23 protein-coding genes are annotated in these 21,259 nt (G+C 58.6%); 12 read left to right on the forward strand and 11 right to left on the reverse strand.

Features of this window, described 5'->3' with window-relative positions:
• Genes BMW97_RS20470 through acpT form a run of 9 tightly spaced genes read left to right on the forward strand, consistent with a single transcriptional unit; the run spans nt 1 to nt 8,108 of the window.
• A complete protein-coding gene (locus BMW97_RS20470) occupies nt 1-423 on the forward strand; it encodes an acyl-CoA thioesterase (protein WP_045909030.1) in 423 nt (140 codons plus the stop codon).
• Nucleotides 420-1,025: a LolA family protein gene (locus BMW97_RS20475; RefSeq protein ID WP_008503088.1), complete on the forward strand. Its 606-nt coding sequence runs from the start codon at nt 420-422 to the stop codon at nt 1,023-1,025. Before BMW97_RS20470 ends, BMW97_RS20475 begins: the two co-directional genes overlap by 4 nt.
• On the forward strand, nt 994-3,318 hold the full coding sequence (locus tag BMW97_RS20480) for an MMPL family transporter (RefSeq protein ID WP_045909031.1): 2,325 nt from the start codon (nt 994-996) through the stop codon (nt 3,316-3,318). The genes BMW97_RS20475 and BMW97_RS20480 overlap by 32 nt, the downstream gene beginning before the upstream one ends.
• The gene (locus BMW97_RS20485) at nt 3,315-3,893 is read left to right on the forward strand and encodes a DUF3261 domain-containing protein (protein ID WP_045909032.1); all 579 of its coding nucleotides are present in this window, start codon (nt 3,315-3,317) and stop codon (nt 3,891-3,893) included. The genes BMW97_RS20480 and BMW97_RS20485 overlap by 4 nt, the downstream gene beginning before the upstream one ends.
• A 1-nt stretch (nt 3,894) precedes the next feature.
• A complete protein-coding gene (locus BMW97_RS20490; RefSeq protein WP_045909033.1) occupies nt 3,895-5,064 on the forward strand; it encodes a beta-ketoacyl-[acyl-carrier-protein] synthase family protein in 1,170 nt (389 codons plus the stop codon).
• The gene (locus tag BMW97_RS20495) at nt 5,061-5,534 is read left to right on the forward strand and encodes a hotdog family protein (protein ID WP_008503092.1); all 474 of its coding nucleotides are present in this window, start codon (nt 5,061-5,063) and stop codon (nt 5,532-5,534) included. Before BMW97_RS20490 ends, BMW97_RS20495 begins: the two co-directional genes overlap by 4 nt.
• The gene (locus tag BMW97_RS20500) at nt 5,531-6,262 is read left to right on the forward strand and encodes a 3-ketoacyl-ACP reductase FabG2 (RefSeq protein WP_008503093.1); all 732 of its coding nucleotides are present in this window, start codon (nt 5,531-5,533) and stop codon (nt 6,260-6,262) included. The genes BMW97_RS20495 and BMW97_RS20500 overlap by 4 nt, the downstream gene beginning before the upstream one ends.
• On the forward strand, nt 6,259-7,488 hold the full coding sequence (locus BMW97_RS20505) for a beta-ketoacyl-ACP synthase (protein WP_045909034.1): 1,230 nt from the start codon (nt 6,259-6,261) through the stop codon (nt 7,486-7,488). Before BMW97_RS20500 ends, BMW97_RS20505 begins: the two co-directional genes overlap by 4 nt.
• A gap of 2 nt (nt 7,489-7,490) precedes the next feature.
• On the forward strand, nt 7,491-8,108 hold the full coding sequence (gene acpT / locus BMW97_RS20510; protein ID WP_045909035.1) for a 4'-phosphopantetheinyl transferase AcpT: 618 nt from the start codon (nt 7,491-7,493) through the stop codon (nt 8,106-8,108).
• Here the strand turns inward: acpT and arnF are convergent.
• The 8 genes from arnF to BMW97_RS20550 all read right to left on the reverse strand — a co-directional run bounded on the left by arnF (nt 8,056) and on the right by BMW97_RS20550 (nt 16,261).
• Nucleotides 8,056-8,445 carry a 4-amino-4-deoxy-L-arabinose-phosphoundecaprenol flippase subunit ArnF gene (gene arnF, locus BMW97_RS20515; RefSeq protein WP_090393109.1) on the reverse strand — a complete coding sequence of 130 codons (390 nt, stop codon included), beginning with the start codon at nt 8,443-8,445 and terminating at the stop codon, nt 8,056-8,058. The two genes, acpT and arnF, sit on opposite strands and share 53 nt — an antisense overlap.
• Complete coding sequence (gene arnE, locus BMW97_RS20520; protein ID WP_045909037.1) at nt 8,442-8,777, reverse strand: 4-amino-4-deoxy-L-arabinose-phosphoundecaprenol flippase subunit ArnE; 336 nt, start codon at nt 8,775-8,777, stop codon at nt 8,442-8,444. Before arnE ends, arnF begins: the two co-directional genes overlap by 4 nt.
• Nucleotides 8,777-10,432: a lipid IV(A) 4-amino-4-deoxy-L-arabinosyltransferase gene (gene arnT / locus BMW97_RS20525; RefSeq protein ID WP_045909038.1), complete on the reverse strand. Its 1,656-nt coding sequence runs from the start codon at nt 10,430-10,432 to the stop codon at nt 8,777-8,779. The genes arnE and arnT overlap by 1 nt, the downstream gene beginning before the upstream one ends.
• Nucleotides 10,429-11,331 carry a 4-deoxy-4-formamido-L-arabinose-phosphoundecaprenol deformylase gene (gene arnD, locus BMW97_RS20530; protein ID WP_045909039.1) on the reverse strand — a complete coding sequence of 301 codons (903 nt, stop codon included), beginning with the start codon at nt 11,329-11,331 and terminating at the stop codon, nt 10,429-10,431. The genes arnT and arnD overlap by 4 nt, the downstream gene beginning before the upstream one ends.
• Nucleotides 11,328-13,310, reverse strand: coding sequence for a bifunctional UDP-4-amino-4-deoxy-L-arabinose formyltransferase/UDP-glucuronic acid oxidase ArnA (gene arnA, locus BMW97_RS20535; protein ID WP_045909040.1), 1,983 nt, complete (start codon nt 13,308-13,310; stop codon nt 11,328-11,330). The genes arnD and arnA overlap by 4 nt, the downstream gene beginning before the upstream one ends.
• On the reverse strand, nt 13,307-14,290 hold the full coding sequence (gene arnC / locus BMW97_RS20540; RefSeq protein ID WP_045909041.1) for an undecaprenyl-phosphate 4-deoxy-4-formamido-L-arabinose transferase: 984 nt from the start codon (nt 14,288-14,290) through the stop codon (nt 13,307-13,309). Before arnC ends, arnA begins: the two co-directional genes overlap by 4 nt.
• Nucleotide 14,291: 1 nt before the next feature.
• Nucleotides 14,292-15,431 (reverse strand): UDP-4-amino-4-deoxy-L-arabinose aminotransferase, encoded by a 1,140-nt coding sequence (arnB, locus tag BMW97_RS20545; RefSeq protein WP_045909042.1) that lies wholly within the window; start codon nt 15,429-15,431, stop codon nt 14,292-14,294.
• A 326-nt stretch (nt 15,432-15,757) separates the two neighbouring features.
• The gene (locus BMW97_RS20550) at nt 15,758-16,261 is read right to left on the reverse strand and encodes a phenolic acid decarboxylase (protein WP_008503103.1); all 504 of its coding nucleotides are present in this window, start codon (nt 16,259-16,261) and stop codon (nt 15,758-15,760) included.
• A 99-nt stretch (nt 16,262-16,360) separates the two neighbouring features.
• On the opposite strand from BMW97_RS20550, the gene BMW97_RS20555 reads away from it, so the two are divergent.
• Both BMW97_RS20555 and BMW97_RS20560 read left to right on the forward strand, forming a co-directional pair.
• Nucleotides 16,361-17,242: a LysR family transcriptional regulator gene (locus tag BMW97_RS20555; protein WP_045909043.1), complete on the forward strand. Its 882-nt coding sequence runs from the start codon at nt 16,361-16,363 to the stop codon at nt 17,240-17,242.
• A 32-nt stretch (nt 17,243-17,274) separates the two neighbouring features.
• Complete coding sequence (locus BMW97_RS20560) at nt 17,275-18,069, forward strand: SDR family NAD(P)-dependent oxidoreductase (protein ID WP_039267173.1); 795 nt, start codon at nt 17,275-17,277, stop codon at nt 18,067-18,069.
• A 5-nt stretch (nt 18,070-18,074) separates the two neighbouring features.
• Here BMW97_RS20560 and BMW97_RS20565 read toward each other — a convergent pair whose 3' ends face one another.
• On the reverse strand, nt 18,075-18,521 hold the full coding sequence (locus BMW97_RS20565) for an NlpC/P60 family protein (RefSeq protein WP_175481451.1): 447 nt from the start codon (nt 18,519-18,521) through the stop codon (nt 18,075-18,077).
• A gap of 321 nt (nt 18,522-18,842) precedes the next feature.
• Between BMW97_RS20565 and BMW97_RS20570 the strand changes: the two genes are divergently transcribed.
• Nucleotides 18,843-19,505 (forward strand): HAD family hydrolase, encoded by a 663-nt coding sequence (locus BMW97_RS20570; protein ID WP_074180434.1) that lies wholly within the window; start codon nt 18,843-18,845, stop codon nt 19,503-19,505.
• A gap of 95 nt (nt 19,506-19,600) precedes the next feature.
• On the opposite strand, the gene BMW97_RS20575 is transcribed toward BMW97_RS20570, so the two are convergent.
• Nucleotides 19,601-20,626 (reverse strand): TerC/Alx family metal homeostasis membrane protein, encoded by a 1,026-nt coding sequence (locus tag BMW97_RS20575; protein ID WP_023616134.1) that lies wholly within the window; start codon nt 20,624-20,626, stop codon nt 19,601-19,603.
• A gap of 167 nt (nt 20,627-20,793) precedes the next feature.
• Nucleotides 20,794-21,192 carry a potassium channel family protein gene (locus BMW97_RS20580; RefSeq protein WP_024908850.1) on the reverse strand — a complete coding sequence of 133 codons (399 nt, stop codon included), beginning with the start codon at nt 21,190-21,192 and terminating at the stop codon, nt 20,794-20,796.
• Nucleotides 21,193-21,259: the final 67 nt, after the last annotated feature.

The raw sequence follows: 21,259 nt of genomic DNA on the forward strand, positions 1-21,259 counted from the left end.
GTGCTGACCGATCCCCGCTTTACGACTGAAGTCGAGATCACCGTTCCGTTCCACGACGTCGATATGATGGGCGTGGTCTGGCACGGTAACTATTTCCGCTACTTTGAGATCGCCCGCGAGGCGCTGCTCAATCAGTTTGATTATGGCTATCGCCAGATGAAGGCCTCCGGCTACGTCTGGCCCGTCGTCGACACCCGGGTGAAATACCGCGATGCGGTGACCTTTGAGCAGCGTATTCGCGTCCGCGCGCATATTGAAGAGTATGAAAACCGCCTGCGCATTGCCTATCAAATTTTCGATGCGCAGACCGGCAAACGCACGACCACCGGTTACACCATTCAGGTGGCGGTGGAAGAAGCGACCCGCGAAATGTGCTTTGTGAGCCCGGCAATACTGTTTGAATGTATGGGAGTAACACCATGAAATGGTTGCCTTTACTGGCGCTGATCGTCAGCCCGCTGGTCAGTGCCGTGACGCTGGATGAGCTGCAGCAGCGCTTCACCGAGCAGCCTGTGGTGCGCGCGCATTTCGAACAGGTTCGCACGATAAAAGATATGCCGCAGCCGCTGCGCTCGCAGGGCGAAATGCTGATCGCCCGCGACAGCGGCCTGCTGTGGGATCAAAAAGCGCCGTTTCCGATGACGCTCCTGCTGGACGACAAGCGGATGGTGCAGGCGATTAACGGCCAGCCGCCGCAAACCATCACTGCCGACAATAATCCGCAAATGTTCCAGTTCAACCATCTTCTGCGCGCCCTGTTCCAGGCCGACCGTAAGGTGCTGGAAGAGAACTTCCGCATCGATTTTAAGGACCTGGGAGCGGGCCGCTGGTCGCTGGTGCTTACGCCAAAAACGACGCCGCTGGACAAGATTTTCGCCACCCTCGATCTGGGCGGCGCGACCTATCTGGAAACGATTCGCCTCAACGACAAACAGGGCGACCGTACCGATATCGCCCTTTCTCGCCACCAACTGACGCCCGCCAGCCTGACCGATGACGAACGCCAACGCTTTGCCGCACCGTAAATCCCTGCGCCCGGCGCTGCTGTGGGCCACGCTATGCCTGATTCTGCTGGGCGTGTTGCTGTCGCTGCTGCCCGGCGCGCGACTGAACAGCAGCGTGCTGGCCATGCTGCCGAAGCAGACGCTGGGGGCGATCCCGCCGGCGCTCAACGACGGGTTTATGCAGCGTCTCGACCGCCAGCTGGTCTGGCTGGTCAGCCCCGGCAAAGAGCCGGATCCGCGCGTGGCACAGCAGTGGCTGGCGCTGCTGCAAAGCACTGATTCGCTCAGCGAGGTCAAAGGCCCGATGGACGCCGCCGGGCAAAAGGCCTGGGGAGAGTTCTTCTGGCAGCACCGAAATGGCCTGATTGACCCCGCCACCCGCGGCCGCCTGCAAAACGGCGGAGAAGCGCAGGCGCAGTGGATTTTATCTCAGCTCTATTCGGCCTTTTCCGGCGTCAGCGGTAAAGAGCTGCAAAACGATCCCCTGATGCTGATGCGCGGCTCGCAGCTCGCTCTGGCGCAAAACGGCCAGAAGCTGCGGCTGATGGACGGCTGGCTGGTCGCAAAAGATGAGGCGGGAAACTACTGGTATCTGCTCCACGGCGAGCTGGCGGGCTCATCATTTGATATGCAGCAGACCCACCGGCTCGTGACGACGCTTAACGCGCTGCAGGAGACGCTGAAAGCCCGCTACCCTCAGGCACAGCTGCTTTCCCGCGGGACCATGTTCTACAGCGATTACGCCAGCCAGCAGGCCAAACGTGATGTTTCGACGCTGGGTATCGCCACCCTGCTTGGCGTGTTCCTGCTCATCGTGGCGGTGTTCCGCTCTCTGCGCCCGCTGCTGCTGAGCGTGCTCTCCATTGCCATCGGCGCGCTGGCGGGGACGGTGGTGACGCTGCTGCTCTTTGGCGAGCTGCACCTGATGACGCTGGTGATGAGCATGAGCATCATCGGAATTTCGGCAGACTACACGCTTTACTACCTGACTGAACGGATGGTACACGGCGCGGAGCATACTCCCTGGCAAAGCCTGGCCAAAGTTCGCAATGCGCTGCTGCTGGCGCTGCTGACGACCGTCGCCGCCTACCTGATTATGATGCTGGCCCCCTTCCCCGGGATCCGCCAGATGGCGGTGTTCGCTGCCGTGGGACTCAGCGCCTCCTGCCTGACGGTGATTTTCTGGCATCCGTGGTTGTGCCGCGGGTTACCGGTGCGCCCGGTTCCCTTTATGGTCCTGATGCTGCGCTGGCTGGCCGCCTGGCGACGCAGTAAAAAACTGTCAATTGGTCTTCCCGTCGCGCTGGCGCTGCTCTCCGCCGTGGGAATAAGCACGCTGAAGGTGGATGACGACATCGCCCAGCTGCAGGCGCTGCCGAAAGATATTCTGGCGCAGGAGAAGGCCATTACCGCCCTGACCGGACAGAGCGTGGATCAGAAATGGTTTGTGGTTCATGGCGCTTCGCCTCAGCAAACGCTGGAGCGGCTGGAAGCCTTTACCCCGGCGCTGGCAAAGGCGCAGAAAGCGGGAGAAATTACCCGCTGGCGCACCCTGCCGCTGAACTCGCTGGCCCGTCAGAAAAGCGATCTTACGCTGCTGCAAAACGCCGCGCCTGCGGTAACGAACGTGCTGAAAAGCGCAGGGCTCAACGCCGTCTCCCCGAATCTGGACGCCATGCCGGTCAGCGTGGACGCGTGGCTTAAAAGCCCGGCCAGCGAAGGCTGGCGTCTGCTCTGGCTGACCCTGCCCGACGGTCAAAGCGGCGTGCTCGTACCGGTGGACGGCGCAAAAAACAGCGCGGCCCTCGGCGAGCTGGCCGCGCGCCATGACGGTGTCGTCTGGGTCGATCGCAAAGCCAGTTTTGACACCCTGTTTGCCCTCTACCGCACGCTGCTGACGGGGCTTCTGTTTGCCGCGCTGGCGGTGATTGCCTGCGGGGCGATGCTGCGCCTCGGCTGGCGTAAGGGGCTGATAAGCCTGGTGCCGTCCGTGCTGTCGCTGAGCTGCGGGCTGGCGGTACTGGCCGCAACGGGCCACCCGGTAAACCTGTTTTCACTGCTGGCGCTGGTGCTGGTGCTCGGCATTGGCATTAACTACACGCTGTTTTTCAGCAACCCGCGCGGCACGCCGCTGACCTCGATGCTGGCGATTACGCTGGCGATGATGACCACGCTGATGACGCTGGGCATGCTCGTCTTCAGCGCCACGCAGGCCATTAGCAGCTTTGGTATCGTGCTGGTGAGCGGTATTTTTACCGCCTTCCTGCTGGCGCCGCTGGCGATGCCGGATAAGAAAGAGAGAAAACGTAAATGAACGCTTTTTACCGCGCCGCCGCGCTGGCTGCGGCGCTGCTGCTGGCAGGCTGCAGCCATTCGACCGATACCCAAGAGACGCGTCCCCAGGCCTGGCTCCAGCCGGGAACCCGCGTTACGCTCCCGCCGCCCGGCATTAGCCCGGCGGTAAGCTCTCAGCAGCTGCTGACCGGCAGCTTTAACGGGCAAACGCAGTCCCTGCTGGTGATGCTCAACGCGGATGCGCATAAAGTGACGCTGGCCGGGCTCTCTTCCGTGGGCATTCGTCTGTTCCTGGCGACGTACGATGAGACCGGTATTCATACCGAGCAGTCGATCGTTGTGCCGCAGTTGCCGCCCGCCAGCCAGGTGCTGGCCGACGTGATGCTCAGCCACTGGCCGATTAGCGCCTGGCAGCCGCAGTTGCCGAAGGGCTGGACGCTGACTGACACGGGCGATCGGCGCGAACTGCATAACGCCAGCGGCAAGCTGGTGACGGAGATTGTCTATCTGCAGCGTAAAGGCAAGCGCGAGCCGATCAGCATCGAGCAACACGTTTTTAAATACCACATCACCATTCAATATCTGGGTGACTGAGATGATTTATATTTCCGCTGTTGGCATGGTCAACGCGCTGGGCAACTCGCATAATGAAATCGCTGCTAACCTGATGACGGGCGTAGCGCCGGGTATGCATGCCCGAACCGGCTGGTTACAGGATTCACCCGATGCCGTGCTGGGCGGTGTGGAAGGCGAACTGCCGCCCATCCCGGAAACGCTGTCCGCACACCGCACCCGCAACAACCAGCTTCTACTGGCCGCGCTGGCGCAGATTCAGTCGACCGTCGACGAGGCTATCGCCCGCGTCGGCCGCGATCGGGTGGCCGTGGTGCTGGGGACCAGCACCTCTGGGCTGGATGAAGGCGATGAGCACGTGCAGCGCATGACCCATGGCGAAGCGAGCACGCACTGGCAGTACCCGCAGCAGGAGCTCGGCGATCCGTCCCGCTTCCTCGCCAACTGGCTTCAGCTCGAAGGCCCGGCCTATACGATCTCGACAGCCTGCTCTTCCAGCGCGCGGGCGATGATCGGCGGCAAACGTCTGATTGAAGCCGGGCTGGTGGACATCGCCATTGTTGGCGGAGCAGATACCCTGAGCCGGATGCCCGTCAACGGGTTTAACAGCCTTGAATCCTTCTCCCCTACGCTCTGCGAGCCTTTTGGTCGCGACCGTCGGGGGATCACCATCGGTGAAGCCGCCGCGCTGATGGTGCTTAGCCGTGAGCCCGCGGACGTGGCGCTGCTCGGTACGGGGGAATCCAGCGATGCGTACCATATCTCCGCTCCGCATCCGCAGGGCGAAGGGGCGATCAGGGCCATCACGCAGGCGCTCAACGAAGCGGGTATGCAGCCGGAGGATATCGGCTACATCAACCTGCACGGCACGGCCACGCCGCTTAACGATCAGATTGAATCGCAGGTGGTACACGATCTCTTTGGGGAAAGCGTGCCCTGTAGTTCTACCAAAGACCTTACCGGCCATACGCTGGGCGCTGCCGGTATCACCGAAGCGGCCTTGAGCTGGCTGATTCTGACGCGCGATCTGCCCTTACCGCCGCAGGACTTCACCCGCTACGCACCGGACGACACGCTGGCACCGTGCGGTCTGCTGCACCAGCGCACCGCGCTGACAAAACCGGTCATTCTGTCTAACTCGTTCGCGTTTGGCGGCAACAACGCCAGCATTCTGCTGGGGAGAGCGTCATGAGCTACTTATCACCCGAAGCCTATTTGCCGCACGATGCGCCCATGATGTTGCTGGAGTCCGTTGAGAATGTGACGGACGACATGGCGGTATGCCGCGTCGCGATAGACAGACAAAGCGTGCTGGCACCATTTCTGAATGCCGATGGCGACCTGCCGGGCTGGTACGCGCTTGAGCTGATGGCGCAGACCGTCGGCGTCTGGTCCGGCTGGCATCGCCAGCAGCAGGGGCAGGAGCATATTGCGCTGGGCATGGTGCTCGGCGCGCGTGAACTGATCTGCGCCAGCGGGCGTTTCGCCGCAGGCTTGACGCTGGACATCACCGTTAAGCTGCTGATGCAGGACGAACGCTTCGGCAGTTTTGAATGCGCAATTTCCGCTAATGAAGAGACGCTGGCCACGGGCCGGGTCAACACCTTCCAGCCAAGCGCAGAAGAATTAACCTCGCTTTTTAATCAGGGATCTAACGCATGAGTCGTTCCGTACTGGTCACCGGGGCCAGCAAAGGCATAGGGCGCGCCATCGCCCGCCAGCTTGCCGCCGACGGGTTTACCGTAGGCGTGCATTACCATCGTGATGCCGCAGGCGCGCAGGAGACGCTGGACGCCATCACGCAGGCGGGTGGCAACGGCCGTTTACTCTCGTTTGATGTGGGCAACCGCGAACAGTGCCGCGAGGTGCTGGAACAGGACATTGAAGCCCATGGCGCATGGTATGGCGTGGTCAGCAACGCGGGTATCACCCGCGATGGCGCCTTTCCGGCATTGAGTGAAGACGACTGGGACAGCGTGATCCACACCAATCTCGACAGTTTTTATAACGTCATTCACCCCTGCATTATGCCGATGATTGGCACCCGTAAAGGGGGACGCATTATCACCCTATCGTCCGTTTCCGGCGTGATGGGTAACCGCGGGCAGGTGAACTACAGCGCGGCAAAAGCGGGCATTATCGGTGCCACCAAAGCGCTGGCGATTGAGCTGGCAAAACGCAAAATCACCGTGAACTGCATTGCGCCGGGGCTGATTGATACCGGAATGATTGAAATGGAAGAGGCCGCGCTGAAAGAAGCGATGTCCATCATTCCAATGAAACGCATGGGCCAGGCTGAGGAGGTCGCCGGGCTGGCAAGCTATCTGATGTCAGATATTGCGGGTTACGTCACCCGCCAGGTCATTTCCATTAACGGAGGAATGCTATGACGCGTCGCGTGGTGATTACGGGCATGGGCGGCGTGACCGCCTTTGGCGAAAACTGGCAATCCGTGTCCAGCAGGCTGCTGGCGTATGAAAACGCGGTGCGTAAAATGCCGGAGTGGCAGGTCTATGATGGCCTGCACACCCTGCTGGGCGCGCCGATTGATGACTTCACGCTGCCGGAACATTATACCCGCAAACGGATCCGCGCCATGGGCCGCGTGTCGCTGATGTCGACCCGCGCCACCGAGCTGGCGCTGGAGCAGGCGGGATTGATTGGCGAAGCGGTACTCACCAACGGGCAAACCGGTATCGCCTACGGTTCTTCTACAGGCAGTACCGGGCCCGTCAGCGAATTCGCCACTATGCTCACCGAAAAGCACACCAATAACATCACCGGCACAACCTACGTGCAGATGATGCCGCACACCACCGCGGTGAATACCGGACTGTTCTTTGGATTACGTGGCCGCGTCATCCCGACCTCAAGCGCCTGTACGTCCGGCAGCCAGGCAATTGGCTACGCCTGGGAGGCGATTCGCCACGGCTATCAGACCGTTATGGTTGCGGGGGGCGCTGAGGAGCTGTGTCCGTCTGAAGCGGCGGTGTTTGACACGCTGTTTGCCACCAGCCAGCGTAACGATGAACCTAAAACCACCCCTTCGCCATTTGATACGCAGCGCGATGGTCTGGTGATTGGGGAAGGCGCGGGTACCCTGATACTCGAAGAGCTGGAGCATGCCAAAGCGCGCGGAGCCACTATCTACGGCGAAATCGTGGGCTTTGCCACTAACTGTGATGCGGCCCATATCACCCAGCCTCAGCGTGAAACCATGCAGATTTGTATGGAGCAGTCGCTGGCCATGGCGGGATTAAGCGCCCTGGATATGGGGTATATATCCGCACACGGTACTGCCACCGATCGCGGTGATATTGCTGAAAGCCAGGCCACTGCCGCTATCTATGGTGACAACGTGCCGGTTTCATCGCTGAAGAGCTATTTTGGCCACACGCTCGGAGCCTGCGGCGCGCTGGAAGCATGGATGAGTTTACAGATGATGCGTGAAGGCTGGTTTGCCCCGACGCTCAATTTAACGCACCCGGATGAGCAATGCGGTGCTTTAGATTATATTATGGGGGAAGCCCGCCAGATCGATTGCGAGTATCTGCAGAGCAATAACTTCGCGTTTGGCGGCATCAACACCTCGATTATCATTAAACGCTGGGCGTAACTATGTACCAGTTTGTACTGGGAAAGATCTCCACCCTTAGCGCGGACCCGCTGGCGTCAACGCTCGCAGACAGGGCACCTCAGGGTGCCCGACATGCCTCCTGGCTGGCCGGGAGGACGCTGCTCGCCAGAGCGTTATCCCCTCACCCGCTCCCCGACATCATTTACGGTGAGCAGGGGAAACCAGCCTTTGCGAAGGGGCATCCACTGTGGTTTAACCTGAGCCACAGCGGTGACGATATCGCCTTACTGATGAGCGATGAAGGCGAAGTCGGCTGTGATATCGAAGTGATTCGTCCAAGGAAGAACTGGCAGGCGCTGGCTAATGCGGTATTCAGCGTGACAGAGCATGATGAGCTGGAGCGTGAAGCGCCCGAGGAACGGCTTTCTGCGTTCTGGCGTATCTGGACACGGAAAGAAGCGATTGTGAAACAGCGTGGCGGCAGTGCCTGGCAGATTGTCAGCATCGACAGCACTGCGCAGACACACGCGGTCAGTCAGCTACAGGTCGGCTCGCTGAGCCTTGCCGTCTGCACATCGACCCCTTATACCCTGACCAACGAGTCGATTATTCACGTTGGGACGTTCGGGGCAGAAAAATCACTAACACACCCAGAATAATAAACCCGACCCCCACCAGCCCGTGCCAGGAGAAACGTTCTTCCCAGCCGGGCAGCAGGATCGCAGCGCCCCACACCAGGATATAGCTAAGACTCAGCAAGGCATACGCTTTGCTGAGCGCCATGCGATGCAGCGCCAGGTACCAGCAGCCCATCGAGGCCACATAGCCCATCAACCCCAGCAGCAGCGCCCCCGTGCCGGATGAGAAGTGCCACAGCGCGGAAATAAGCGCCAGAACATCGCTGACCGGCGGCAGTGCCTGCATCGCATTGCGCAGCAACAGCTGCGCGGCGCTGACTAACAGCACGCTGCATAAGGCCCAGAACGCCCCTTTCACAGGCTTCCTCCCAGGATAACAATCCCAATGATGATCAACCCTACCCCCAGCCAGTGATGCGATGCGACGGTTTCACGCCAGAATACCTTCGCCGCCAGCGTCACCCAGACAAAATTGAGGCTCAGCATAGGGTAGGCAATGCCGACAGGCAGGCGCTGCAGCACCACCAGCCAGACCAGCATCCCGCTGCCCAGCGCCAGCAGGGCCAGGCCAAGCCACAGCGCGATATGCACGCCACGCCGCCCGGCTTTCGCCGGACGGGTAGCCTGTTTCTGGCACAGCTGTCCCGCACAGCTGAGCAGGCTTGCCAGTATCAGCCAGATCCAGGTCATCACTTCGGCAGATACTGCAGGTAGGCCAGACGGCCCTGGATATACAGGCTGTCCGGTTCTGGCAGATTCGCCCGCGAAAGGTCATCGCGTTTTGACAGCAGAATAACCAGCGATACGCGTCCCTGCTGACGGTGCTCTGCCAGCCACTGCGCGAAGTCATCTTTACCGACAAAACGATCTTTCACATCAGGATAATCCAGCCCGTAGCGCAGTTCGCCACTCTGACCATACAGCGCGATGTCATTGCGCTTCAGCTCCCACGCCAGGCCAGCGGCCACGCCCACGTTATTGGCCAGCACGTAACGGCTGTCCTGAAGCGGCTCGCGCACGGTGTCGACCAGCGACTGCGGCTGTTTGGAATCCACCACCAGGTTAGGAATGGCGAAACCAATCAGCAGCGCCAGGCCCGCAGGGCAGAATGCCGCCAGCCACCAGCGCTGCTGACTCTGCCTGAACGTAAACCAGCCTACCGCGGCCCAGATGAGGAACGCGACCACCGCACAGAACACTTTATACAGTTCGACCGAGGTCCAGACCGGATGCTTAGACAGTCCCCACGGGGAGACCACTAGCGCCGCCACCACGCCGATAACGCCAAACGCCAGGTTAATCCCGCCGTTAATGCGCAACGCTCTGGCGCCTTTCTCCGCCGCGAGGCAGGCATAGCGCGCCATCAGGATCGCCAGCGGGGCAAAGCACGGCAGGATATAGGTCGGCAGCTTGCCTTTGGCGATGCTGAAGAACAGCAGCGGCATCACCACCCATCCCAGCAGATAGAACCCGCCACCCGCGTTTTGTCGGTCATTCCAGCCGAGACGAAACGCGCCGGGCAGCAGAGCCAGCCACGGCAGGCTACCCGCAATCAGGAACGGTATGTAGTACCAGAACGGGGCTTTGTGCTGCGCGTCGCTCTGGGCGAAACGCTGAATATGCTCCACCCAGAAGAAGTAACGCCAGAAGTCAGGCTCACGCTGCGCAATGGCCAGCCCCCATGGCAGAACAATCAGCACGCAGCTCAGGATCGCGAGCCAGCCAAAAATCAGCACCTCTTTCCAGCGCTTCTGGGCGATCACCCACGGCAGCACGCCAATCACCGGTACCGCCAGTGCCAGGAAGCCTTTGGTCATCACCCCCATCCCGCAGGCCAGCCCAAGCAGCACATAGCCGCCCGCTTTTCCGGCAACGGTTTGGGCCTGTGACGCCAGCCAGAAGCTGCACATCGCCGCCACCAGCCACAGGGTGATGATAGGATCCAGCACCGCATACGTGCCGATGCCATACACCAGGAACAGGGTCAGGAAGATCAGGCCGGAGAAAATGGCTGTCCGCTTATCCCGCCAGAGACGCCAGGCCATCCAGATAACCAGCAGCGCGGCTAAACCGGTGGAGAAGATGGACCCGGCGCGCACGGCGAGGTTCGTGTGCCCGAACAGCATCTGCCCGATGCTGTTGATCCAGTAGCCAGCAATTGGCTTTTCAAAGTAACGCAGCCCCAGAAAATGCGGGACAACCCAATCTCCGGAGGCCAGCATTTCGCGGCTGATTTCCGCATAGCGCGTTTCATCAGGCTGCCAAAGCAGGCGGATATCGACCGGAATGAGGTAGTAAACGATAAACAGTGCGAGAAGCGCTAAGCCATAACGGGCTGTTTTCATGGGACCGGACTCACGGTTTGTTGATAACCAAGCCAGCCTTCCCGGCCAGCCAGTTCATTACGGACAACTTTGCCCACGGGCAGGGTGCTGAGGTCGTCTGGCAGCAGCTCGCTCAACGGGCAGAATTCGATGCCCTCCTGAGCGGCCATCGTCAGCAGTTCGTCGAAATCATGCTGATACGCAATCCCTTCCACTTCGGCATGGATGGTATACACCGGCGTACCGGCGTCACGATGAATGCGGTCCAGAATGTAGCGATTGAACTCATCCGCCTTAACCTCGCGTCCGACCACTTCATCCCAGGTGGGAAGCGTGACCGGAATTTGCACCGTACCGTAGCGATTTTCGCCTAACAGCGGCAAAAAGGGCCCGGTTCCGCGGCAATCGCTGTTGTAGCGAAACGCGAAGGCCTCTTTGGCCTTCACGACACGCTGATCCGCACGCCATCCCGCCACGGCGGAGCAGCGCACGGGCTGACCGATAATGGCCTCCAGCTCCAGCATCCCACGCTCGACCTCACGAGACAGGCGCGGGATATCCCAGACGCCCGCCCAGGCTTGCCAGGCATGGTGATCCCAGGCGTGCAGACCCACCTCATGATGCTGCGCCGCCTCGCGGATAACCGCTTCATTACCCGCGCCGATGCGTCTGCCGGGCCAGGCGGTGCCGGCCAGCAAAATATCCCAACCGTAGAGGGATGCTGCGCGCGAGCGCAGCATTTTGTACAGAAATGCCGGTTTAACCAGACGCCATAAATGGCGTCCCATGTTGTCAGGCCCCACGCTGAAGAAAATGCTGGCGCGCACACCGTGCTTGCTCAGCAGTTCCAGCAGTTTGGGTACGCCGTCACGCGTTCCCCTGAAGGTGTCGACATCAATGCGTAAACCGACTTTTTTCATGAGACCTGTTCCGACAGCTCCACGGTGCGCAGGAAGAAATCAAGCGTCTCATCAATGGTCTGTTCCATCTTCACGGTCGGCGTCCAGTTCAGGCAGCGCTTCGCATTGCGAATGCTTGGCTTACGGTGCTCAACGTCCTGATACCCTTTACCGTAGTAGCTGCTGCTTTCCACTTCGCGGAAGCCGGCAAACGGCGGGAATTTATCGCGCAGCGGATGACGCTCAAAGCTGGCCAGCAGCATCTCGGCCAGCTCGCGAATGCTCGCTTCGTTGTCCGGGTTGCCGATGTTGATGATTTCACCGTTGCAGCGGTTATCTTTGTTTTCGATGATGCGGAACAGCGCTTCGATACCGTCGCTGATATCCGTAAAGCAGCGTTTCTGTTTCCCGCCTTCGATAAGCTTAATTGGGGAGCCTTCCACCAGGTTCAGGATCAGTTGGGTGATCGCACGGGAGCTGCCGATACGCGCCGCGTTCAGGTTGTCCAGACGTGGCCCCATCCAGTTGAACGGACGGAACAGGGTAAAGCGCAGGCCCTCTTTCTCACCGTAGGCCCAAATCACGCGGTCCAGCAGCTGTTTGGAGACGGAGTAAATCCAGCGCTGTTTGTTGATCGGCCCGACCACCAGGTTGGAGGTGTCTTCATCGAAGTTCTTATCGGTACACATGCCGTACACTTCAGAGGTGGACGGGAAGATGATGCGCTTGTCGTATTTCACGCAGTCGCGGATGATCTTCAGGTTCTCTTCGAAGTCCAGCTCGAACACGCGCAGCGGGTTACGGGTGTACTCGATTGGCGTGGCAATAGCGACCAGCGGCAGCACCACGTCGCATTTCTTAATGTGGTATTCAATCCACTCGGAATGGATGCTGATGTCCCCTTCCACGAAGTGGAAGCGCGGGTTGTCGAGGAAGCGGCTGATCGCGTCCGCGCCAATATCCAGGCCGTAAATTTCGTAGTTATCGTCTTTGAGCAGACGTTCGGTCAGGTGGTTACCGATAAAACCGTTCACGCCGAGGATCAGCACGCGGGTGCGGCGTTTGATGGCAACAACCGGTGCGCTGGTGATCAGCGCCCCGGCCACCAGGCCCAGAGACTGCGCCAGCTGTGTGCCCTGAACGTACAGGCCGTTGTCGGTTTGTCCGGTAACGATCTCCAGCGCCTGCTCGCCGCAGCTCACAATCAGCGGGGAGACGGAGACGACGGTGCCCGGTTTTGCCGCCGGAATGTCGTCACGCACGCGGGATTTCCAGACGATGAATTTGCTTACGCCCGCAAAGCTGTAGGCGCCCGGCCACGGATCGGTTACGGCGCGCACCAGGTTGTGCAGCTGGCGGGCCGGTTTGTTCCAGTCCAGACGACCATCTTCCGGCGCGCGGCGACCAAAGCTGCTTGCCTTGCTCTCGTCCTGCGCGGTCTCGCTGAAGGTGCCGTTGAGGATGCCAGGAAGGGCATCACGCAGCAGCGTCTGTGCCGTCGCGTTCAGCTTCTGATGCAGCTGAAGCGCGGTGTCGTCCGCATCAATAGCGACCTTCTGCTGTGCCACGATAGCGCCCGCATCCGCACGGCGCACCATGCGGTGCAGCGTCACGCCCGTTTCCGTTTCACCGTTCACCAGCACCCAGTTCAGCGGGGCGCGGCCACGGTAGGCAGGCAGCAGTGAACCGTGAAGATTAAAGGCGCCTTTCGCGGCCAGGCCTAAGATCTCGTCAGAGAGCAGATTGCGATAGTAGAACGAGAAGATCACGTCAGGCGCGAGCGCGCGGATGCGATCCACCCACAGCGGGTGGTTAACGTCGTCCGGCGCATAAACCGGGATACCGCGCTCGGCGGCGATACGCGCTACGGAGCCGAAAAAGTTGTTTTCTCCAGCCGTGTCCGGATGGGTAAAGATTGCCGCAATGTCATAGCCCGCTTCCAGCAGGGCCAGCGTGCCCGTGCACCCCATATCGTGATAGGCAAATACAACAGCTTTCATGGGTGAATTTCCTCTTGAGATGCTTTGTGTTCCTGACGGACAACACGTTGAATAAAGTAGCGCGGACGCGCGCGAACGTCGTTATAGATACGGCCAATGTATTCACCGAGGAGACCCATCCCGACAAACTGGGCGCCGATGAACATAAACAGCACGGCAAAGAGCATAAAGACCCCTTCCGCCGCCCACTGCGGGCCAAAGACCAGGCGCAGTACCACCAGCAGGACAGAAATCGCAAAGCCCGCCAGCGCAATAATGCTGCCGAACACGCTCAGCAGACGCAGCGGCGTGGTGGTCAGGCAGGTGATGAGGTCATACATCAGGTTGATGAGACGCATAAAGCTGTACTTCGATTCCCCGTGCTCGCGCTCGGCGTGCAGAACCGGGATTTCCGTTGCCTTACGGGCAAAGGTATTCGCCAGAATCGGAATGAAGGTGCTGCGCTCATGGCAATGCAGCATGGCGTCGACGATATGGCGGCGGTAGGCGCGCAGCATGCAGCCGTAATCGCCCATCGCTTTACCGGTCGTGCGCTGGATAAGACGGTTGATGGTGCGCGAGGCCAGCTTACGGAACAGGCTGTCCTGACGGTTCTGACGGACCGTGCCGACCACGTCATAGCCTTCGTCGGCTTTGGCCACCAGGCGCGGGATCTCTTCCGGCGGGTTTTGCAGGTCCGCGTCCAGGGTGATGATCAGATCGCCCGTGACGTGGCTAAACCCCGCCATAATCGCCGAGTGCTGGCCGTAGTTACGGTTGAGCAGCACGGCTACGATGTGGCTGCCTTCAACCTGCGCGGCTTCGGTCAGCATCAGCGCGGAATTATCGCTACTGCCATCATCCACCAGCAGAATTTCGTAGGACTTGCCCATCGTGTCACAGGCGGCCGTTGTACGGCGGATCAGTTCGGGCAGGCTCTCCTGCTCGTTATAAACCGGGATTACCACGGATACTTTTTGTACAGGCGGTGCACTGAACATATCAATGTCCTGCAAGCTGATGGAGTGCGGTAATGACGCGGGTTGTGTCGTCATGAGTCATGTCCGGGAAAAGAGGGAGAGAACAAATACGCGCGCTATTCCATTCAGAATTCGGGAGCGATACATCAGGAAAACGCTCGCGGTAGTATTTTTGCGTGTGGGCCGCGCGGAAATGGAGGCCGGTACCGATGCCTTTCTCTTTCAGCGCCGCCATCAGGTTGTCGCGTGAGATCCCGCAGCGCGCTTCATCAACGCGAATAATAAACAGGTGCCAGGCGTGCACGTGCGGCCATGACGGAATAGTGAGCGGCTGGAACGGCGTATCGGCAAGCTCCAGCAGGTAGCGTTCAGCGATTTCCTGGCGGCGTTTGTTGGCCTCTTTCAGTTTGCCTAACTGCACCAGCGCCAGCGCGGCGTTGATGTCCGCCAGGTTGTATTTATAGCCCGGCGCGATCACTTCCGCCTGCGGCGCGCGGCCGTGCGTCTGGCGATCATAGGCGTCTACGCCCAGGCCATGGAATTTCAGACTGCGGATCCGCTGTGCCAGCTGCGCGTTATCGGTGACCACCAGGCCGCCTTCCGCACAGGTCATGTTTTTAATGGCGTGGAAGGAGAAAATTGCCGTTCCTTTCCAGCCCACGTGACGGTTTTTGTAATACGTTCCGGCGGCATGGGCCGCATCTTCAATCACCGGAATACCGTGACGTTCACCGATGGCATGGATAGCGTCGATTTCACACGGCGCGCCGGCATAGTGAACGGGAATAATGGCTTTAGTGCGCGGGGTAATGGCGGCTTCAACGGCTTCTGGCGTCACCATTAATGTGTCTTTATCCACATCAATCATGACTGGCGTGGCGCCCAGCAATACGATCATATTCAGCGTGGAGACCCAGGTCTGGGAAGGGGTAATGACTTCATCGCCCGGGCCAATATCCAGCGCCATCAGCGTAACGTGCATGCCCGCGGTGGCGGAACAGACGGCAATCGCATGCTGATTCCCGGTAAGTTGACAGAATGCCTCTTCAAGTTCCTGATTCTTAGGCCCTGTGGTGATCCAGCCCGACATCAAAACGTCCTGAAGCGCCGCAATTTCCTCAGCGCCCATCGACGGTCGCGAAAAAGGCAGAAAATCACTCATTATTAATTTCCTTGCAATCAAAATGGCACGTTTTTGATATTAACCAAATGCTGGCCCGTTTATTTCAACGAACCATAAACTTATATCAAAGTATCTCTCTTTCCTTAGGGAAAAATTAAGACAGCGTTTACAACGCTATAAGACAACTAGCAGCCAATTGAAAAACAACAAGTTAATTTAATATTAAATATTTTTGATGTGATCTTCCGCAACATTTTGAAATGGGATCATTTAAACCATACATCAACAAACAAAAAAAATCCCGGCCATTTCAAAATAATATGAAATAGCCGGGAACTTTTCTTTTTAGTTAATTGTCGCGCTTATTACAGGTTATCTGGAAAGTTTTTCGGTAATTCACTGGCCGCGCAGGCGATCACGCTTTCGTTATTGGCGCCGCAGTCACGTACAAAGGTGATAGTGGCAAATTCATCAATCACTTCCGTTGGATACGCCGGGCCCGCATCACGGTAGCTGTTCATCAGTGGAATATGATCGTTCTGGAAGCAGACGGTTTTTTCCGGGTTGTTCATGACCCAGCGCGGGAAGAAGATGGTGCCGTGGAACAGTTTGTCGCCCAGGTTCACAATCAGGCTGACGTCGGTACCGGTTGGCTCGGTCCAGGAAATTTTATAGATGCTCTCCCCTACCCGCACGATGTAAGCCTGCTGATCTTTCACCCAACGGTTTGCCACCAGACCGCTGTGAATACGGTAATCCAGGGTCGTCTCATTTTTGACGTAAATCTCGTAGTTCCAGCCGTTGTCGTAGGTATAAACAAGGTGTTTGCCAACGAAGCCGCTTAAGTCGTGTTTGTCGAAGGTGTTCATAAGATGTCTCCTTTGTTTTGATGAGACGATCGTACCCCTTCAAAAAATGAATGAATAACGCTATGTTTTAATCAAGTTCATCCAAATTTTAGATAAATTATGCATAAGACGACGCTTGAACAATGGTCTTTACTGGCGAAAGTGGTCGAGGCGGGCAGCTTTGCCCGAGCGGCGGAAGAAACGCACCGCAGCCAGTCTTCGGTGAGCTATAACCTGTCGCTGCTGCAGGAGCGGCTGGGCGTGGCCCTCCTGGTGCCGGAAGGACGACGGGCGGTGTTAACGCCGGCAGGAGAACTGCTGCTCAACCAGGTTAAACCGCTGCTGAAAGCCTTTTCGTACGTTGAGACGCGCGCAGCGACCCTTCGCAACGGAATGCGCACGCGGCTGGATCTGGTGGTGGATTCCATTTTCCCCCGCCGCCGCCTGTTTGCCATTCTGCGCCAGTTCCAGCAGCAGTATCCGCAAACTCAGGTACGACTCACCGAGGTGCTGGAAAACACCCGGGACGATGCCATTAACGACGAAGCCGATGTGATGGTCCTCACCCGCCGCCAGGACATGACCGGGCTCGGCGAATGGCTGATGAATATCGACTTTGTTGCCGTGGCCCACCATCAGCACCCCCTCTTTGACCTCGACGCGCCGCTTAACGATGACATGCTACGCCCGTGGCCGCTCATTCAGATTGCGGACAGCCAGCCCGCCGCGCGCGCGGCCGGTGAGTCATGGACCTTCTCCACCATCGATGCCGCCATTGAGGCCGTCCTCTCTCAGGTCGGCTACGGCTGGCTGCCGGAAGAACGCATCCAGACTCAGCTGGATCAAGGCATCCTGAAACGCCTGCCGCTGAGCCACGGTGCACGCCGAGCGACGCCGCTTCATCTGATTGTTAAGCGCTCCCTCGCTCCGCTTGACGAGCAGGTGGAGACGCTGCTGCGCCTTTTTAGCCAGGAGCCGTCATCCTCACCTGCTACGCTTTAAGGTCCGAACGTTAAAACGATAAGGAGCGGATGATGAAAATCGACTTTACGGGGAAAGTGGCGCTGGTGACCGCCTCAACCGGCGGGATCGGGTTCGCCATCGCCAGAGGGCTGGCAGAAAGCGGTGCCGAGGTGATCGTCAATGGCCGCAGCACGGAATCGGTGAATAAAGGCATTCAGCAGCTGCAGCAGGTGGTGCCGGGTGTCCAGGTGCGCGCCGCGATTGCCGATCTCAGCACGGCGGAAGGGGTCGAGTCGCTGCTGAAGGTGGCGAATAACGTCGACATTCTGGTTAACAACGCCGGGATTTACGGCCCGCAGGATTTCTATTCCACCGACGATGAAACCTGGGAGCGTTACTGGCAGACCAACGTGATGTCCGGCGTGCGTCTGTCCCGCGCCTTGCTGCCAGGCATGGTGCAAAAAGGCTGGGGGCGGGTGGTGTTTATCTCCTCCGAGTCGGCCTGCAATATCCCGGCGGATATGATCCACTACGGGGTGACCAAAACGGCGCAGCTCTCCCTGGCGCGCGGGCTGGCGAAGTTCGTGGCGGGAAGCGGCGTGACGGTCAACAGCGTACTGCCGGGGCCAACGATGTCGGACGGTTTCGCAGAGATGATGAAGGATGAAATCGAAAAAACCGGTAAATCGCTGGAGCAGCTGGCGAAAGAGTTTGTGATGGCCAACCGCCCCAGCTCGGTGATACAGCGCGCGGCCACGGTTGAAGAGGTAGCCAATATGGTGATTTATGTCTGTTCGCCCCAGGCTTCCGCCACCTCGGGCGCGGCGCTGCGCGTTGATGGCGGCGTCGTGGATGACATCATCTGAGGCTGTCAGGCTGCACTGCCTGCAACCCGACGGGCAGTAATGTAGTGCGCCTGCCAGTAAGCATCCGTCAGGGTTGAGACCGTGACGCCCTGGCTGCTTGAGGCATGAATGAACTGGCTATTGCCAATATAAACGCCGACATGCCTGCGGTTCGGACCCGTCTGGAAGAACACCAGATCTCCGGGCCTCAGGCGGTATTGCGTCACCTGCACCCCGCGGTGGATCTGCTCGCCGGTCGTGCGCGGTAAGTTAAGATGCGCCGCATCGCTGAACAGGTGCTGCATGAGCGCGGAGCAATCCACCCCGCGGCGCGTGGTTCCGCCCCACTGATACTGGGTTCCCTTCCACTTTTGGTATTGATCGAGCATGCGCGAGCGCAGCGGCCCCGTATCCTGTTGCATCAGCGCAGATTTCGCTGGCGAGACTGCCAGTTCATGGTTCATCGATAACATCGACGCGGGAAGTTGAAAACTGAATGCAGAAAACGACGCAAAACTTAACGTAAGGATTGAAATAAACGATCTAAGAGTCATATCAAGAAAGAGGTAGTGAGTGAGTTTTTCCTTACCTGTGGGGGCCAAAGGGTTCCCCTAAATATCGTGCAATGTGGCGATAATATAGACAGATCGTTTTTTCACCAATTCTTATCGAGGCCAAAATTGGACTCACTTTGAGATCGCAAGATCGAGAAAAAAATGGTGGTGATGTAAGGACTGTCCTGGTAAAGCAGGTAAACTGATCCACAGAATGTGTATTTCAGCTAAGACGTATTTATGACCAATATGATTGCCGACGAGACGGTGGCGAAATCCAGCGTGCTCTCTGTCTTTGACTTTGATGGGACGTTAACGCACCACGACAGCTTTATCCCTTTCCTGCGCTTTGCCTTCGGGAAACGTTACTTCGCGGGCCGCCTGGTGCGCATGGCGCTGCCCACGCTCCACTGCGTGCGTCGCAAGCTTACGCGCGACGAGCTAAAGGAAGTGCTGATTAAAACGTTCCTGACGGGCGTGGATGAACACTGGTTGCGCCAGCAGGCGGAAGCGTTTTGCGAAAAATACTGGAACAAGCTGATGCGCCCCGAAGGGGTTCTGGCCGTGGCGGCCGAGGTGAATTCCGGTGCGGAGGTGACCATCTGTTCCGCGTCTCCGGCACTGGTGCTTCAGCCGTGGGCTGACAAACTGGGCATTAAGCTGATTGGCACCCAGCTGGAAGTGAAAAACGGCAAGCTGACGGGGCGCATCACGGGCCACAACTGCCGCTGCGCCCAGAAGGTGGCCAGGCTGGAAAAAGTGTATGGCGATCTGAACGCCTATCACCTGCGCGCCTGGGGAGACACCCGCGGCGACCACGAGCTGCTGGCGGCGGCGCAGGATCCGCACTGGCGGCACTTCCACCCGCCGCGCAAGCGCCGGAATTCACCGATTAAGGGTTAGGTGCGGTCTGGTGCCCTCACCCCAGCCCTCTCCCACAGGGAGAGGGAGAAAACCAAACTGTAGGCCCGGTAAGCGAAGCGCCACCGGGCGGGACATCAGGCCTCACGTTTCCCCGGGAACATCACGCTCGCAATAATTCCCAGCGCCAGCACGCCCAATACCACAAACAGGCTGGCCGTCGCGCCAATGCTGTAACCGTGATGCCAGAAGTGATCGGTGGCATTTAACCCCAGCTTGAACGCCACGAAAAACAGCAGCAGCACCACGGCTTTTTCGAGGTGCACCAGATACTGCTTCAGCGCTTCCAGCACGAAGTAAAGCGTACGCAGACCGAGAATAGCGAACATCATGGCGCTGTAGATAATCAGCGGCTCGCGGCTCACGGCAATAATGGCCGGCACGGAGTCAAACGCGAACATCACGTCAGAGAGTTCGACCACGGCCACGCACAGCAATAGCGGCGTCGCATAGCGCTTCGCCTTCTTCACGCGTCCGACCATCACGTCCTGGTTTTCCGGCTTTTCAAGCTCCGCATCCACCTCTTTCTGCGTCAGAATAAAGGCATTGCTGCTGATTTTCGGCCAGACCGGATAGAAGCGTTTTACCAGGCGATAGGCGAGATGACCCGAGTAATCTTCCACTTCGTCACTCTCTTCATTACGTCTGAGCATCATCACCGCCGTCCAGCCGACGACCAGCGCGAAAATCACTTCGACGTAGGGCCCCAGGCTTAACAGGCTGGTGCCGATAGCCACGAAAATACCGCGGAAGACAATCGCCCCCAGCACGCCCCAGTAGAGCACGCGGTGACGGTACTTATCCGGTACGCCAAACCAGGCGAAGATCGCCATCATCACGAACAGGTTATCGACGGAGAGCACCTCTTCCAGCGCATAGCCGGTAAGGAACAGGCTCGCCATCTCGGCGCCGTGGTGAACGTACAGGAACCCGGCGAAGGCCATCGCCATCATGACCCAGAAGATGGACCACATTGCGGCGCTTTTCAGCGAGATCGGTTTGTCGTGACGGTGCATAAAGAGGTCGATAAACATCGCCCCAACGGCCATCACCACAAAGACAACAACGGTTTCCGTCGGGAAACCGAGATGAGCAGCAGACATACAAAACCCTTTTGGCAGACAAAACACAGAACCATGCAAACTGGCGTAAACCAGGAACGAAACAGGGCGGGCCGTTAATCAGCCTCTTCACCCTTAAAGCCGCAGCCCAATCGGCTACGCAAGGAGGGGTACTTTACCTTACCAGGCGGGGATTGCGCATCTGCCGTTTAGGCGCTCATGCCACGTAAACGCTGCAGCACCGCGACCAGAACAGCCACAGACCAGCCTACCATCAACGCGCCCACCAGCCCTTCCACCCCGCCGATGAGCCGCCAGTGCTGGGGTAACGTGACGTCGCCGTACCCTACCGTCGCATAGCTCACCAGCGAAAAGTAGAAGCTGGTGTTCCAGTCATTAAACGCGTCGATGACAAAATAAAACGCCGCAAACAGCCCGGCTTCCAGGAGATGGGCGAAAATCATAGAGATCACGATGCCGACATTGCGTAAAACAATGCGTACCGCAGAATCGACCTCTAACGTAATGAATTTTAAAACGCCAAACATCCACAGCGAATGAATCACCACGGTTAGGGTAAGCAAAATAATAATGCTGAGTAGCTGCATGGTACGTGCTCTGACCAAAAGGAGTATGGCCACGCGAACGCGGCGGGGCATCTGGTCGAAGCTTAGT

This window comes from Enterobacter sp. NFIX58, assembly GCF_900110475.1.
Lineage (GTDB): Bacteria > Pseudomonadota > Gammaproteobacteria > Enterobacterales > Enterobacteriaceae > Enterobacter > Enterobacter quasiroggenkampii.

Excerpts from the sequence above, each read along its gene's own strand:
- BMW97_RS20475 (WP_008503088.1), top strand. The coding sequence starts at position 420 with ATGAAATGGTTGCCTTTACTGGCGCTGATCGTCAGCCCGCTGGTCAGT.
- BMW97_RS20480 (WP_045909031.1), top strand. The coding sequence starts at position 994 with ATGACGAACGCCAACGCTTTGCCGCACCGTAAATCCCTGCGCCCGGCG.
- BMW97_RS20485 (WP_045909032.1), top strand. The coding sequence starts at position 3,315 with ATGAACGCTTTTTACCGCGCCGCCGCGCTGGCTGCGGCGCTGCTGCTG.
- BMW97_RS20490 (WP_045909033.1), top strand. The coding sequence starts at position 3,895 with ATGATTTATATTTCCGCTGTTGGCATGGTCAACGCGCTGGGCAACTCG.
- BMW97_RS20495 (WP_008503092.1), top strand. The coding sequence starts at position 5,061 with ATGAGCTACTTATCACCCGAAGCCTATTTGCCGCACGATGCGCCCATG.
- BMW97_RS20500 (WP_008503093.1), top strand. The coding sequence starts at position 5,531 with ATGAGTCGTTCCGTACTGGTCACCGGGGCCAGCAAAGGCATAGGGCGC.
- BMW97_RS20505 (WP_045909034.1), top strand. The coding sequence starts at position 6,259 with ATGACGCGTCGCGTGGTGATTACGGGCATGGGCGGCGTGACCGCCTTT.
- acpT (WP_045909035.1), top strand. The coding sequence starts at position 7,491 with ATGTACCAGTTTGTACTGGGAAAGATCTCCACCCTTAGCGCGGACCCG.
- arnE (WP_045909037.1), bottom strand. The coding sequence starts at position 8,777 with ATGACCTGGATCTGGCTGATACTGGCAAGCCTGCTCAGCTGTGCGGGA.
- arnT (WP_045909038.1), bottom strand. The coding sequence starts at position 10,432 with ATGAAAACAGCCCGTTATGGCTTAGCGCTTCTCGCACTGTTTATCGTT.
- arnD (WP_045909039.1), bottom strand. The coding sequence starts at position 11,331 with ATGAAAAAAGTCGGTTTACGCATTGATGTCGACACCTTCAGGGGAACG.
- arnA (WP_045909040.1), bottom strand. The coding sequence starts at position 13,310 with ATGAAAGCTGTTGTATTTGCCTATCACGATATGGGGTGCACGGGCACG.
- arnC (WP_045909041.1), bottom strand. The coding sequence starts at position 14,290 with ATGTTCAGTGCACCGCCTGTACAAAAAGTATCCGTGGTAATCCCGGTT.
- arnB (WP_045909042.1), bottom strand. The coding sequence starts at position 15,431 with ATGAGTGATTTTCTGCCTTTTTCGCGACCGTCGATGGGCGCTGAGGAA.
- BMW97_RS20550 (WP_008503103.1), bottom strand. The coding sequence starts at position 16,261 with ATGAACACCTTCGACAAACACGACTTAAGCGGCTTCGTTGGCAAACAC.
- BMW97_RS20555 (WP_045909043.1), top strand. The coding sequence starts at position 16,361 with ATGCATAAGACGACGCTTGAACAATGGTCTTTACTGGCGAAAGTGGTC.
- BMW97_RS20560 (WP_039267173.1), top strand. The coding sequence starts at position 17,275 with ATGAAAATCGACTTTACGGGGAAAGTGGCGCTGGTGACCGCCTCAACC.
- BMW97_RS20565 (WP_175481451.1), bottom strand. The coding sequence starts at position 18,521 with ATGTTATCGATGAACCATGAACTGGCAGTCTCGCCAGCGAAATCTGCG.
- BMW97_RS20570 (WP_074180434.1), top strand. The coding sequence starts at position 18,843 with ATGACCAATATGATTGCCGACGAGACGGTGGCGAAATCCAGCGTGCTC.
- BMW97_RS20575 (WP_023616134.1), bottom strand. The coding sequence starts at position 20,626 with ATGTCTGCTGCTCATCTCGGTTTCCCGACGGAAACCGTTGTTGTCTTT.
- BMW97_RS20580 (WP_024908850.1), bottom strand. The coding sequence starts at position 21,192 with ATGCAGCTACTCAGCATTATTATTTTGCTTACCCTAACCGTGGTGATT.